10 protein-coding genes are annotated in these 13,119 nt (G+C 70.0%); 7 read left to right on the top strand and 3 right to left on the bottom strand.

Going from position 1 to position 13,119, the window contains the following annotated elements; translation table 11 throughout:
* Nucleotides 1-176 precede the first annotated feature (176 nt).
* Entirely contained in the window at nucleotides 177-1,481 is a 1,305-nt protein-coding gene (locus F3J18_RS11400; RefSeq protein ID WP_166912894.1) for an EAL domain-containing protein, read from the bottom strand.
* Between the two features lie 280 nt (nucleotides 1,482-1,761).
* On the opposite strand from F3J18_RS11400, the gene F3J18_RS11395 reads away from it, so the two are divergent.
* Complete coding sequence (locus tag F3J18_RS11395; protein WP_025098649.1) at nucleotides 1,762-3,435, top strand: Na+/H+ antiporter; 1,674 nt, start codon at nucleotides 1,762-1,764, stop codon at nucleotides 3,433-3,435.
* A 76-nt stretch (nucleotides 3,436-3,511) separates the two neighbouring features.
* On the opposite strand, the gene F3J18_RS11390 is transcribed toward F3J18_RS11395, so the two are convergent.
* Nucleotides 3,512-7,090 carry an indolepyruvate ferredoxin oxidoreductase family protein gene (locus F3J18_RS11390; RefSeq protein ID WP_166912876.1) on the bottom strand — a complete coding sequence of 1,193 codons (3,579 nt, stop codon included), beginning with the start codon at nucleotides 7,088-7,090 and terminating at the stop codon, nucleotides 3,512-3,514.
* A gap of 219 nt (nucleotides 7,091-7,309) precedes the next feature.
* On the opposite strand from F3J18_RS11390, the gene F3J18_RS11385 reads away from it, so the two are divergent.
* The 5 genes from F3J18_RS11385 to F3J18_RS11365 all read left to right on the top strand — a co-directional run bounded on the left by F3J18_RS11385 (nucleotide 7,310) and on the right by F3J18_RS11365 (nucleotide 10,368).
* Nucleotides 7,310-7,651, top strand: a complete 342-nt coding sequence (locus F3J18_RS11385; RefSeq protein WP_025098651.1) for a metalloregulator ArsR/SmtB family transcription factor — start codon at nucleotides 7,310-7,312, stop codon at nucleotides 7,649-7,651.
* 11 nt (nucleotides 7,652-7,662) lie between these two features.
* Nucleotides 7,663-8,730, top strand: coding sequence for an ACR3 family arsenite efflux transporter (arsB, locus tag F3J18_RS11380; RefSeq protein WP_166912875.1), 1,068 nt, complete (start codon nucleotides 7,663-7,665; stop codon nucleotides 8,728-8,730).
* An 18-nt stretch (nucleotides 8,731-8,748) separates the two neighbouring features.
* Entirely contained in the window at nucleotides 8,749-9,180 is a 432-nt protein-coding gene (gene arsC / locus F3J18_RS11375) for an arsenate reductase (glutaredoxin) (protein ID WP_166912874.1), read from the top strand.
* Nucleotides 9,164-9,889 (top strand): arsenical resistance protein ArsH, encoded by a 726-nt coding sequence (gene arsH / locus F3J18_RS11370; RefSeq protein ID WP_036048971.1) that lies wholly within the window; start codon nucleotides 9,164-9,166, stop codon nucleotides 9,887-9,889. The genes arsC and arsH overlap by 17 nt, the downstream gene beginning before the upstream one ends.
* Before the next feature lie 98 nt (nucleotides 9,890-9,987).
* Entirely contained in the window at nucleotides 9,988-10,368 is a 381-nt protein-coding gene (locus tag F3J18_RS11365; RefSeq protein ID WP_043278345.1) for a DUF1090 domain-containing protein, read from the top strand.
* Nucleotides 10,369-10,449: 81 nt separating this feature from the next.
* Here the strand turns inward: F3J18_RS11365 and F3J18_RS11360 are convergent, their stop codons facing one another.
* Nucleotides 10,450-11,469, bottom strand: coding sequence for a sulfate ABC transporter substrate-binding protein (locus F3J18_RS11360; RefSeq protein ID WP_025098656.1), 1,020 nt, complete (start codon nucleotides 11,467-11,469; stop codon nucleotides 10,450-10,452).
* Between the two features lie 462 nt (nucleotides 11,470-11,931).
* Between F3J18_RS11360 and dapA the strand changes: the two genes are divergently transcribed.
* Complete coding sequence (dapA, locus tag F3J18_RS11355; RefSeq protein WP_025098657.1) at nucleotides 11,932-12,822, top strand: 4-hydroxy-tetrahydrodipicolinate synthase; 891 nt, start codon at nucleotides 11,932-11,934, stop codon at nucleotides 12,820-12,822.
* Nucleotides 12,823-13,119 lie beyond the last annotated feature (297 nt).

Below are 13,119 nucleotides of genomic sequence, written 5' to 3'. Positions count from 1 at the left end.
ATTTCATTTCGCCTTTTCGTTTTCCTCGCCGTTGTTGTCGCCACCGTCAAATTTTCTTCATTTTTACAAAATACTTTCAATTTACAAGCAATCGTGTCACCTATCCTTGTCGCTCGGCCGCAACATCGGGTAAGACACGGTAACGCCCGCGCGCGAACGCGGGCGCATGCCCTGCCTCACACCACCCACTCCCCCTCCCGCCAGTCGATATCCCCGCACAGCACGCGCAGCGCATCGCCGATCCGGATCGCGATCGACAGCGTCACGCAGGGCAGCGCCTCGTTGATCGACAGGTAGGGCTTGGTCACGTGCACGCGCTGCGGTTCGGCGATCGCCGCACGGAAATACGGGCGCCGCAGCCAGTTCGCGCCCTGCGCCTCCACCAGCGGCAGGAAGCGCGTCTCGTGCTGGGCGCGATCGGCGCGCAGCACCACGTTGCTGCCGGCCTGCCGCCCTTGCCCGTCGAGCAGGAAGCAGCGCGCCGCGTCGTCGAGCGCGAGGAAGTTCCAGCACACCTCGTCCATCGATTCGCCGGCCGCGAGCCGCTCGGCCGCGCGCTCGAAGGCACGCAGGTAGGGCGCGATGCGCTGCGCGTCGCGCCGCTCGCGCGCCTCGGTCTGCAGGCGGTAGCGCTCGGTCAGCTCGCCGATGCAGGCCGAGGCCGTCACGCCGTCGGACAGCCCCGGCGCCGGCCGCCCGAAGAAATAGCCCTGCACGAAATCGGCCTCGCAGGCCAGCGCCACCTGCGCGTCGTGCTCGGTCTCGATGCCCTCGATCAGCACCAGCTTGCCGGCCTCGTGCAGCAGGGTGACCAGCCCGTGCAGGATCGCCAGTTGCCCGCGGCGATGCTGGGCATGCGAGAGCATGATGCGGTCGAGCTTGACGATGTCGGGATTGAGCTGCCAGATCCGCTCGATGTTCGAATGCCCCGCGCCGAAATCGTCGAGCGCGATCAGGAAGCCGTGCTCGCGGAAATCGTGCACCGCGTCGGCCAGGCGTTCGAGATCGTCGGCGCGCTGCTCCAGCACCTCCAGCACCACGCGGCGCGGCGAGATGTCGAGCCGCTTGAGGTTGGCCAGCAGCGCCGCGGCCTGGAACGGGTCGGTCAGCACGCCGGGATGCACGTTCAGGAATAGCCATTCGCGCTCGGCGCCGAGCAGCGAGAAATTCTCCAGGTGCAGGGCCTGGGCCAGCCGGTCGACCTGCATCGCCTCGCCGTGGCGCGCCGCCTCGCCGAACACGTCGAGCGGCGAGACCGGCCGATCCAGCGCGTCGTGCGCGCGCAGCAGGCCCTCGTAGCCGATCGCGCGCTGGTGCGAGAGGCTGAAGATCGGCTGGAACACGCTGGAGAGCGCCAGCTCGCGGTGGCTGGAGGCGACCCGCTCGAAACCCGAGGTGACCTCGCGCTCGAAGCGATAAGGCGAACCCGCGCCGTGCGTCGCCGCCGGCGCCGCACGCTCCTGCTGCATGGTCGTCATCATCATGTGGCGACCCTCCCGAATGCCGGCGCCGGACACGGCGCGCGACGCGTAATCGATCCGATCATCATTGCACCCTCGTTTCATTCCATCGTGTTATCAGTCAGCTACAAGCAAGCTTCGTGCTCACTGCATGGATCGGCGAAAAAGCTTGCTGGTCGCGGCTTCTTGCCGGATCGCGGTGCCTGGCTCGCACCGATTTGGTGCGAGGCGGCACGACGCCCTTCGCCCGTGCGCGCTACACTCGGCCGGTCCGCCACCGTCAAGAGAGCCCCCCGTATCGATGGAAATCGTTTTCACCGTCCTCATCCTGTTGCTCGCCGTCGCGCTGTCCGGCATCGCGATCCGGCTGCTGCCCTGGCGCCCGCCCCTGCCGCTGGTGCAGATCGCGATCGGCTCCCTGCTCGCCTGGCCCAGGCTCGGCCTGCACGTGAGTTTCGATCCCGAGATCTTCATGCTGCTGTTCATCCCGCCGCTGCTGTTCGCCGACGGCTGGCGGATCCCCAAGCGCGAGCTCTACCTGCAGCGGCGCGCGATCCTGATGCTGGCCTTCGGGCTGGTGTTCATCACCGTGGTCGGCGTGGGTTATTTCGCGCACTGGCTGATCCCGGGCCTGCCGCTGCCGGTCGCCTTCGCGCTGGCCGCGGTGCTCTCGCCGACCGACGCGGTGGCGCTGTCGGGCATCGCCGGCAAGGGCCGGATTCCGGCGCAACTGACCCACATCCTCGAAGGCGAGGCGCTGATGAACGACGCCTCGGGCCTGGTCGCGCTGAAGTTCGCGATCGCCGCGGCGCTCACCGGCGTGTTCTCGCTGCGCGAGGCCTCGCTCAATTTCGTGATCGTCGCCTCGGGCGGGCTGGCGGTGGGCGCGCTGCTGGCCTGGCTGTTCAGCACGCTGTCGACGCGCTTCCTGAACGCGGCCCAGGAAGGCGACCCGGCGCCGGGCATCGTGATGACCCTGCTGATCCCGTTCGCCTCCTACCTGATCGCCGAGCACTTCGAACTATCAGGCATCCTCTCGGCCGTGGCGGCCGGGATGATGATGAACTACACCAGCTTCTCGCGCAGCAGCACGGTGGCCGCGCGGGTGCGCGCCGAGAGCACCTGGTCGATGATCGAGTTCGTGTTCAACGGCATGGTGTTCATCATGCTGGGCCTGCAGATGCCGCAGATCATCGGCCGCGCGCTGCTGTCGGCGCACCACGAGAGCGATGCGCTGGTGGCGGCCATGATCGGCTACGTGCTGGCGATGATGGCCGCGCTCTACCTGATCCGCTTCGCCTGGGTCTGGCTGCTGCGCTGGTTCGCCAGCAAGCGCGCCGCGCGGCGCGGCATGACTGGCTCCTGGGCGGGCTTTCGCACCGTGGCGCTGATGACGGTGGGCGGCGTGCGCGGCGCCATCACGCTGGCCGGCGTGCTGTCGCTGCCGGTGGCGCTCGGCGACGGCACGCCGCTGGCCGGGCGCGACACGGCGATCTTCATCGCCTCGGGCGTGATCCTCGGCTCGCTGCTGGTGGCCGTGTTCGGCCTGCCGCTGCTGCTGCGCGGCCTGCGCACCACGCCGAACCCGCATGCGCACGAGGAACGCGCGGCGCGCGCGGCGGCCGCCCAGGCCGCGATCCGCGCGATCGACGCGACCCACGACACGCTCACGGAGACGCTCGACGAGGCCGACGCGGCACGCTGCGCCGACCTGACCGCGCGCGTGATGGATCTCTACCGGCGCCGCCTGGTAAGCCTCGACGAGGCCGACGACGCGGCCACGCTGCGCGCCGAGGCCAAGCAGGCCGAGAAGATGGAGCTGCAGATGAAGATCGCGGCGGTGCGCGCCGAACGCGCGGCGCTGTACCGGATGCGCGCCGAGCAGAAGATCAACGACGAGACGCTCGGCAAGCTGATGCGCGAGGTCGACCTGTCGGAGACGGCGCTGTCGACGCGCAAGAAAGGGCTGGTCTGAGGGCGCGAGCCCGACGATCGTTCGATCGGCAAGCAGGTGCGGCGGCGACGGCTCACGCCGGCCGCCGCCGCGCCGTTCACTTGGCCACCACCACCGGGATGCCGCGCAGCGCGCCGCCGCCCTTGATCGACTCGATGGCATGCGCGACCGCCGCGCTGGTGCTCGCCTCGAGCCCGGCCGCGAGCGCCAGCGGCCGCTCGGCGCGCTTCATGGCCGCCACGCTGGCCAGCTTCACGGGCCCGTAACCGCGCACGCGGGCGGGCAGCGCCGCCAGCGCGGTGACCGCCTCGGCCACCTCGGCCGACCGCGACTGCAGCACCGCGAAGGCGCGCGTCATCGTCGCTTCGTAATCGTCGGCCAGCGCGCGCTCCATGCGCCGCTCCTCGGTGCGCCCGAACGGATCGAGCAGGCTGCCACGCAGCGCGCGAAAGCGCGCGAGCATGCCGAGCACGGGCCACATCCAGCCGCCGAAGCTCTGCTTCCTCGGCCGCGCGCCGTCGCGGCTCCTGGCCGTGGTGGGCGGCGCCATGTGGAAGCGCAGGCGGTAGTCGCTGCCGGCGGTGCCCTCGAATTGCGCGGCCAGCGCCGCGCGGAAGCTGCCATCGCTATAGAGCCGCGCCACCTCGTATTCGTCCTTCACGGCCAGCAGGCGATAAAAGGTGGTCGCCACCGCCTCGGCCACGCGCTCGTCGCCGGTGGCGCGCGCGGCGCCGACCAGCGCGCGGTAACGCTCGACGTAGCGGCGCCCGCCATAGGCGTCGAGCCGCCCGGCGCGATCCTCGACCAGCTCGTCGAGCGTGCGCGGCGCCACCACCTGCGGCAGCGGATGCCGCGCGTTCCACAACGCATCGAGCCCGGCCGGATCGGCGGCGGCCATGCGCCCGATCGCGAAGGCCAGCCGGTTGGCGGCCACCGCCACGCCGTTCAGCTCGATCGCGCGCATCAGCGCGGCCAGCGAGACCGGCACGCGCCCCTGCTGCCAGGCGAAACCGAGCATCAGGATGTTCGCGCCGATGCTGTCGCCGAGGAACCTGGCGGCCAGCGCCTGGGCATCGCAGTCGCTCACGAAGTCCTCGCCGGCAGCGTGGCGCATCTTGTCGAGCAGCGCGTCGGCATGCAGGCTCGCGTCGGGGTCGCGCACGAAGGCGGCGTTCGGGATCCGGTGCGTGTTGACCACGATCCGCGTGCGCGCGTGGCGCACCGTCTGCAGCGCCTCGGCGCTGGCGCCCACCACCATGTCGCAAGCCAGCAGCACGTCGGCCTGCTGCGTGTCGATGCGCACCTGGTTCAGCCATTCGTCGCGCGCGGCGATCCGCACGTAGGACAGCACCGAGCCGCCCTTCTGCGCGAAGCCCATGAAGTCGAGCACCGAGGCGCTCTTGCCTTCCAGGTGCGCGGCCATGCTGATCAACGCACCGACCGTCACCACGCCGGTGCCGCCCACGCCCGTCACCAGCATGTCGTAGGGCGCCGCGTCGAGCCGCGCGGCCGGCAGCGGCAGCGCCTCGACGCTCGCGGCCAGCGCGGCCTCGTCGAAGGCGATGCCGGCCGCCTTCTTCAGCGCCGCGCCCTCCACCGTCACGAAGCTCGGGCAGAAGCCGTTCACGCAGGAATAGTCCTTGTTGCAGGAGGACTGGTCGATGCGGCGCTTGCGGCCCAGCGGCGTCTCCACCGGCTCCACCGACAGGCAGTTCGACTGCACGCCGCAATCGCCGCAACCCTCGCAGACGGCCTCGTTGATGAAGGCGCGCCGCGCCGGGTCGGGATACTCGCCCTTCTTGCGGCGGCGACGCTTCTCGGCCGCGCAGGTCTGGTCGTAGATCAGCACCGTCACGCCGTCGGTGTCGCGCAGCTCGCGCTGCACGGCGTCGAGCTCGTCGCGGTGATGGAAGGTGGTGCCGCGCGGGAACTGGTCGCGATGGCCGTCGTACTTTTCCGGCTCGTCGGATACCACCACGAAGCGCGACACGCCCTCGGCCTCCACCTGCCGCGCGATCTGCGGCACCGACAGGCTGCCGTCGACGGGCTGGCCGCCCGTCATCGCCACCGCGTCGTTGTAGAGGATCTTGTAGGTGAGCGTGGCGCGCGCGGCCACCGCCTGGCGGATCGCCAGGATGCCTGAATGAAAGTAGGTGCCGTCGCCGAGGTTCTGGAACACGTGGCGCGTGTTGGTGAACATCGCGTGCGCGGCCCAGTCGACGCCTTCGCCGCCCATCTGGATCAGCCCGGTGGTGTCGCGCTCCATCCACGAGGCCATGAAGTGGCAGCCGATTCCCGCCTGCGCGATCGAGCCCTCGGGCACCTTGGTCGAGGTGTTGTGCGGGCAGCCCGAGCAGAAGTAGGGCGTGCGCTTCACCGCGTCGGCCTCGTTGGAGAGGATGTCCGGCGCGATCAGCTCGACCACGCGCTCGCGGCGATCCAGCGCCGGGCGATGCCGCGCCAGCCAGTCGGCGAACACCGGCAGCACGCGCGAGGGCCGCAGCTCGCCGAGCGCCGAGAGCAGCGGCGCGCCCTGCGCGTCGTGCTTGCCGAGCACGCGCGGACGCGCGCCCGCGACGCGGTTGTAGAGATGGTCCTTGATCTGCTGCTCGATCACCGGGCCCTTCTCCTCGATCACCAGCACTTCCTCGAGCCCCTCGACGAAGCGCTCCAGCCGCGTGGTCTCGAGCGGGAAGGACAGGCCGACCTTGTAGATGCGCACGCCGGCCGCGTCGAGGTCGGCCACCGTCAGGTCGAGCCGCCGCAGCGCTTCCATCAGGTCGAGATGGGCCTTGCCGCAGGTCACGATGCCCACGCTCGCGCGCGGGCTCGGCGCCACCCAGCGGTCGATGCTGTTGTGCTTCGCGAAGTGGCGCACCGCCTCGAGCTTGGCCGCCAGCCGCGCCTCGATCGACAGACTCGGCAGGTCGGGCCAGCGATTGTGCAGGCCGCCGGCCGGCGCCTCGAAGGCGGGCGGCTCGGGCCAGTCGGTGACCAGCGCGTCGAGATCGACGGTCGAGCCCGACTCCACCGTCTCCGAGATCGCCTTGAAGCCGACCCAGGTGCCCGAGAAACGCGACAGCGCCCAGCCGTAGAGACCGAACTCCAGCATGTCGGCGATGTTGGAGGGATTCACCACCGGCATCTGCCAGCCGATCATCGAGAAATCGCTCTGGTGCGGCATCGAGGACGAGACGCAGCCGTGGTCGTCGCCGGCCACCACCAGCACGCCGCCATGCGGGGAGGCGCCATAGGCGTTGCCGTGCTTGAGCGCGTCGCCGGCGCGATCGACGCCGGGGCCCTTGCCGTACCACATCGCAAACACGCCCTCGACGGTGCGCTCCGGGTCGGCCTCGACGCGCTGCGTGCCGAGCACCGCCGTGCCGCCCAGCTCCTCGTTGATGGCGGGCAGGAAGCGCACGCGGGCCGCGTCGAGCAGCTTCTGCGCCTTCCACATCTGCTGGTCGACCATGCCCAGCGGCGAGCCGCGGTAGCCGCTGACGAAACCGGCCGAGTCGATCGCATGCGCGGCGTCGCGGGCACGCTGCATCAGCAGCAGGCGCACCAGCGCCTGGGTGCCGGTCAGGAACACGCGCCCGCGCGTGGCGGTGAGATTGTCGGTGAGGCGGTAGTCGGCGAGGGCGGGGGTGCCGTCCAGCGGCGGTCGGGCGGTCATGAGGCTTGTCTCCGGGGATTGGGCTGCGGCTGTCTGTCGCTATCTGTTGGCACTATTTTTCGCCGTCATAAGAAGAATTATTTTTCTGATCCTGCTCGCCAGGCCTCGAATCGAGCAAATTCCCTCGCAGATTTCACGAATTTCGAGAGAAATCTCGCGCACCTTGATCAGCCGCAAATCTCCCTCGCTTCGTTTTTATATTTCAACTATTATCGAAACATGGAAACGAACCAAGCCGTCCGCGCCCTCGGGGCTCTCGCCCAGGCATCCCGCCTGGGCGTTTTTCGTCTGCTCGTCGAAGCCGGCCCCGCCGGCATGGCCGCCGGGCAGATCGCCGAGCAATTGGGCATCGCGCCCTCCTCGCTGTCGTTCCACATGAAGGAGCTGACGCACGCCGACCTGGTGACGGTCGAGCAGCGCGGCCGCTTCATGATCTACGCGGCCAACTATGCGCAGATGAACGCGCTGATGGGCTTCCTGACCGAGAACTGCTGCGCCGGCCAGGCCTGCGCGGCAACCGAGGCGCCCGCCTGCTGCCCGCCCTCGCCCCCTTCCTCCTGATCCCGCCCGCCATGCCCAGCTCGCCCGCCACGGGGCGCGGCCCCGCCGCCGCACCCGCCATCGGCCGCTTCGAACGCTACCTGAGCCTCTGGGTCGTGCTCTGCATCCTGGCCGGCATCGCGCTCGGCCGCCTGCTGCCCGGGCTGTTCGGGGCCGTCGGCGGGATGGAGCTGGCCCATGTCAACCTGCCGGTCGGCCTGCTGATCTGGGTGATGATCGTGCCGATGCTGATCAAGGTCGATTTCGGCGCCTTGGCCGGGCTGCGGCGCCACGCGCGCGGCATCGGCGTCACGCTGGCCGTCAACTGGCTGGTCAAGCCGTTCTCGATGGCCCTGCTGGGCTGGCTGTTCCTGCGGCAATGCTTCGCCGCCTGGCTGCCCGCCGGGCAGCTCGACAGCTACCTGGCCGGCCTGATCCTGCTGGCCGCCGCGCCCTGCACCGCGATGGTATTCGTGTGGAGCCAGCTGACCGGCGGCGACCCGCTGTTCACGCTGTCCCAGGTCGCGCTCAACGACGCGATCATGGTGTTCGCCTTCGCGCCGCTGGTGGGCCTGCTGCTCGGCGCGAGCGCGATCGCGGTGCCCTGGGCGACGCTGGGCGCCTCGGTGCTGCTCTACATCGTGCTGCCGGTGCTGCTGGCCCAGTTCGCCAGGCAGCGGCTGCTGGCGCGCGGCCCGGCGCGCTTCGAGGCCGCCCTGGCCGCGCTGGGGCCCTGGTCGATCGCCGCCCTGCTGACCACCCTGGTGCTGCTGTTCGGCTTCCAGGGCGAGGCGATCCTGCGCCAGCCGCTGGTGATCGCGCTGCTCGCCGTGCCGATCCTGGTGCAGGTGCTGTTCAACGCGGGCCTCGCCTACTGGCTGAACCGCGCGCTCGGCGAGCGGCACGAGATCGCCGGCCCCTCGGCGCTGATCGGCGCCTCCAATTTCTTCGAACTGGCGGTCGCCACCGCCATCGGCCTGTTCGGCCTGCAATCGGGCGCCGCGCTCGCCACCGTGGTGGGCGTGCTGATCGAGGTGCCGGTGATGCTGCTGGTGGTGCGCGTCGTCAACCGCTCGCGCGCCTGGTACGAGCGCGCCTGACTTCCCAAGGAGAGCCTCATGAGCGAGGTCACCATCTATCACAACCCCGATTGCGGGACCTCGCGCAACACGCTCGCGATGATCCGCCACGCCGGCATCGAGCCGCGGATCGTCCACTACCTGCTCACGCCGCCCGATCGCGACACGCTGCTCGGGCTGATCGCGGCGATGGGCATCGCCCCTCGCGAATTGCTCCGCCGCAAGGACACGCCCTACGAGGCGCTCGGGCTCGACGATCCGGCCTGGCGCGACGAGCAGTTGATCGACTTCATGCTCGCGCATCCGATCCTGATCAACCGGCCGATCGTGGTCACGCCGCGCGGCACGCGGCTCTGCCGTCCTTCCGAGACGGTGCTCGAGCTGTTGCCGGCGGGCCCGCGAGGACCGTTCGCGAAAGAGGACGGCGAACCGGTGATCGACGCGGAGGGCCGACGTGTCCGCCCCGCTTGATACCCTGCTGCCGCAATTGGACGCCGCCGCGTTTCGCGTGCCGGCGCTCGCCGAGCTGCTCGGCAAACCCGCGCCCGATCACGCGCCGCGTTTCCTGCTGCTGCACGGCTCGTTGCGCGAACGCTCCTACAGCCGCCTGCTCGCGCAGGAAGCGGCGCGCCTGCTGAGCGCGATGGGCGGCGAGGTCCGGCTCTACGATCCGCATGGCCTGCCGCTGCCCGACGACGCGCCGGAAACGCATCCGAAGGTGGCCGAGCTGCGCGAGCTCGCGCAATGGTCGGAAGGCATGGTCTGGTGCTCGCCCGAGCGTCACGGCGCGATGACCGGCATCATGAAGTCGCAGATCGACTGGATCCCCCTCGCGAGCGGCGCGATCCGCCCGACCCAGGGCAAGACGCTGGCGCTGATGCAGGTCAGCGGCGGCTCGCAGTCGTTCAATGCGCTCAACCAGATGCGCGTGCTCGGCCGCTGGATGCGCATGCTGACGATCCCGAACCAGTCCTCGGTGGCCAAGGCCTACCAGGAGTTCGACGAGGACGGCCGGATGAAGCCGTCGCCCTATTTCGACCGGGTGGTCGACGTGATGGAGGAACTGATGAAGTTCACCCTGCTCACGCGCGGCGCCGGCAGCTATCTGGTGGATCGCTACAGCGAACGGCGCGAGCAGGCCGAGGCGCTGTCCAAGCGCATGAACCAGGCCAGCCTCTGAGCCCCGACGGCGCCGTGCGCGTCGCGCAGTACCATGGCGCGGACGAACCGATCCCGGCTCGTCCGCGCCTGCCCACCCGACATGACACGAGGACCCGCATGAACATGACGATCAAGCTTTGCCTGCTTGCCGCAGCGATCCTGCCGGCAGTGTGTTCCGCCCAGCCCCGCAGCTGCGACGCGAAGCGCGGCGCGATCGAACGGGAGATCGACTATGCCCGGGCCCATGGCAATGCGGCGCGCGTTGACGGACTCGAGACGGCGCTCGCGCAACTGAATGCCAATTGCACCGATGCCAGCTTGCGCAGCGACGCGCAACGCAAGGTCGACGCGGCGCAGCGCAAGCTGGACCAGCGCCAGCGCGAGCTTCAGGAAGCCCGGGCCGCCGGCAAGGGCGCGAAGAAGATCGCCGAGCGCCAGCGCAAGCTCGAGGAAGCGCATGCGGAATTCGAGCGCACCCTGGTCGAGGCCTCGCAATGAAGACTTGGCGCACCTTTGCGCGGCGCTGAATGAAAACGGGAGCGCCGCGGCGCTCCCGTCTCGTTTCCCCGCCCGGCCCGCCTACTTCCGGTCGACCACGATCCGGTCGAAGGTGCCGCCGTCGGCGAAATGCGTCTTCTGCACCTGGTCCCAGCTGCCGAACACCTGCTCGACGCTGAAGGTCTTGAGCGGCTTGAACTCGGCCGCGTGCTGCTTGAGCACGGCCGGATCGCGCGGGCGCAGGTGGTGCTGCGCGATGATCTCCTGCCCGGCCGGCGAATACAGGTAGTCGAGATAGGCCTGCGCCACCTTGCGCGTGCCCTTCTTGTCGACCACCTTGTCGACCAGCGCCACCGGCGGCTCGGCCAGGATGCTGCTGGACGGATAGACCGCGTCGAACTGCTGGCCCGAGCTGCCGCTGTCCATCAGCGCCACCTCGTTCTCGAAGGTCACCAGCACGTCGCCGATCTCGCGCTGCGTGAAGGTGGTGGTGGCGCCGCGCCCGCCCGCGTCGAGCACCGGCACGTTGCGGAAGATCGCCTTCTCGAACGCGAGCGCCTGCTCGTCGCTGGCGCCCTTGAGCTTCTGGTAGCCCCAGGCGGCCAGGTAGGCGTAGCGGCCGTTGCCCGAGGTCTTCGGATTGGCGATCACCACCTGCACGCCGGGCTTGGCCAGATCGCTCCAGTCGTGGATCTGCTTGGGGTTGCCGTGGCGCACCAGGAACACCATGGTGGTCGAGTACGGCGAGCTGTTGTCGGGCAGGCGCTTGCGCCAGTCCTTGGGCAGCAGCTGGCCGCGCTCGGCGAGCAGGTCGATGTCGTTGGGCTGGTTCATGGTGACCACGTCGGCCTGCAGGCCCTGCAGCACCGACAGCGCCTGCGCGCTGGAGGCGCCGTGCGACTGGCGGATCGAGACGGTCTCGCCGGTCTTCTGCTTCCAGGCGGCGGCGAAACCGGCGTCGATATCCTTGTAGAGCTCGCGCGTCACGTCGTAGGACACGTTCAGCAACGCGGTGTCCGCGTGCGCGGCCGGCGCCGCCGCGACGATCGCCGCCGCCGCGCCCGCGATCAGCCAGCGGCCGATCCCTTGCTTCTGGTTCATCGAAACCCCTGTGTGGTTGGTCTGGTCGGCCTGTCAGCCGTTGGTAAACCTGATCGGCGATTGTAGCGAGGCGCATCGCGCGGCCCTAAGATTCAATCGTCCTTAGGTCACAACCAAAAGTCATTTGACGACGTGCCGGCCGCCGCGCGGGGCTGGTCGCCGGGCGCGGCGCGATGCTAAGATGGCCGCTCGTTTCCTCACGGTCCCGCCATGTCGCCCTTCGCGATTTCGCTCCTGTCGCCCTGCCAGCTTCGCGCCGCCTCGTCCGGGTCGGCCGCCGTGCTCGCGCGCGCAGCCGTGCTGAAACTGAAAAAACGACTTCTCGACTGACGGGGAGTCGCGTCCCGTCAGGCGTGAAGCCGGACGGGAATCCACCTGGGTCGCTCGACCCTGCCACTCCCCGGTCCGGCGCCCGCCGGCGGAACGTTCCCTCCATCACCACGTTCCCGACCGAGGTTTTGCATGTCCATCGATTTTTCCGGTATCTGGCTGCCGATCGTCACGCCCTTCGCGGGCGAGGCCGTCGATCACGACGCGCTCGCGCGGCTCGCCCGGCATCACGGCCAGGCCGGCATCGCCGGCTTCGTCGCCTGCGCGACCACCGGCGAGGGCGCCCTGCTCGACGCCGACGAACAGGCCGCCGTGTTCGCCACGCTGCGCGCCGCCGTGCCGGCCGCGCCGATCGTGCTGGGGCTCTCGCACAGCGCGACGCGCGGCGCGGTGCAGCGCGCGCGCGAGCTGGCCGCGCTCGCGCCCGACGGCCTGCTGGTCACGCCGCCCACCTATGTGCGGCCGACCCAGGACGGCATCCGCCGCCACTTCGAGGCGCTCGCGCAAGCCGCCGACCTGCCGCTGCTGGTCTACAACATCCCGTATCGCACCGGGGTGAACGTCGAGCTCGATACCTTGAAGGCGCTGGCCGAGGACGCGCGGATCGCCGGCATCAAGGAATGCGGCGGCTCGATCGACCGGATGATGCGGCTCGTGCACGAGACGCCGCTGCGCGTGTTCTCCGGCGACGACAACCAGAACTTCGCGGCGCATTGCGTGGGCGCGCACGGCGCGATCGCGAGCTCGGCGCACCTGTTCCCGGCCCTGCACGTGCGGGTGCGCGAGCGGATCCTGGCCGGCGAGCTGGCCGAGGCGCGGCGGCTCGCGGTGGCGCTGCAGCCGCTGGTGCAGGTGCTGTTCGAGGAACCGAACCCGGCGCCGGTGAAGGCCGCGCTGGCCGACGAGGGCTGGTGCGCGAACGCCTTGCGGCTGCCCTTCGTGCCGGCCGGCGAGGCGCTGGTGGAGAGGATGCGGCGCGTGATCGAGACGGTTCGGCGGGCCGAGGCGGCGTTGACGGCCTGAGCCTGCCGGGCGGTCCCGAGCCGGACGGCGCGGCACGCTCGCGCCGGGCTTCACGCGCGCGTCGCACCGGCGGGCGATACTATGGCCCGCCCTCAACCCACCCTCAACCCGCCCGCGCCAAGGAGATCCGAGATGTTCCGAGCGGCTGCCCTGTCCGTCCTGTCGATCACGCTGATGCTGGCCGCCTGCAGCGACGATTCGCACCCGGCCCCGCCCGCCGACGCGGCCTCGTCGCCCTCGGCGAGCGGCGGCGACGCCAGCGCGTTCAACGGCGGCGCCGCCTCCGCGCCGGTGCCG

It is taken from the genome of Burkholderia sp. Ax-1720 (genome assembly GCF_011753035.1).
In the GTDB taxonomy this organism is placed as follows: Bacteria; Pseudomonadota; Gammaproteobacteria; order Burkholderiales; family Burkholderiaceae; genus Burkholderia; species Burkholderia gladioli.
This window is presented reverse-complemented; position numbering and strand designations above follow the sequence as displayed.

Coding starts and splice junctions, on each gene's coding strand:
- F3J18_RS11400 (WP_166912894.1), bottom strand. CDS start 1,481: ATGATGACGACCATGCAGCAGGAGCGTGCGGCGCCGGCGGCGACGCAC.
- F3J18_RS11395 (WP_025098649.1), top strand. CDS start 1,762: ATGGAAATCGTTTTCACCGTCCTCATCCTGTTGCTCGCCGTCGCGCTG.
- F3J18_RS11390 (WP_166912876.1), bottom strand. CDS start 7,090: ATGACCGCCCGACCGCCGCTGGACGGCACCCCCGCCCTCGCCGACTAC.
- F3J18_RS11385 (WP_025098651.1), top strand. CDS start 7,310: ATGGAAACGAACCAAGCCGTCCGCGCCCTCGGGGCTCTCGCCCAGGCA.
- arsB (WP_166912875.1), top strand. CDS start 7,663: ATGCCCAGCTCGCCCGCCACGGGGCGCGGCCCCGCCGCCGCACCCGCC.
- arsC (WP_166912874.1), top strand. CDS start 8,749: ATGAGCGAGGTCACCATCTATCACAACCCCGATTGCGGGACCTCGCGC.
- F3J18_RS11365 (WP_043278345.1), top strand. CDS start 9,988: ATGAACATGACGATCAAGCTTTGCCTGCTTGCCGCAGCGATCCTGCCG.
- F3J18_RS11360 (WP_025098656.1), bottom strand. CDS start 11,469: ATGAACCAGAAGCAAGGGATCGGCCGCTGGCTGATCGCGGGCGCGGCG.
- dapA (WP_025098657.1), top strand. CDS start 11,932: ATGTCCATCGATTTTTCCGGTATCTGGCTGCCGATCGTCACGCCCTTC.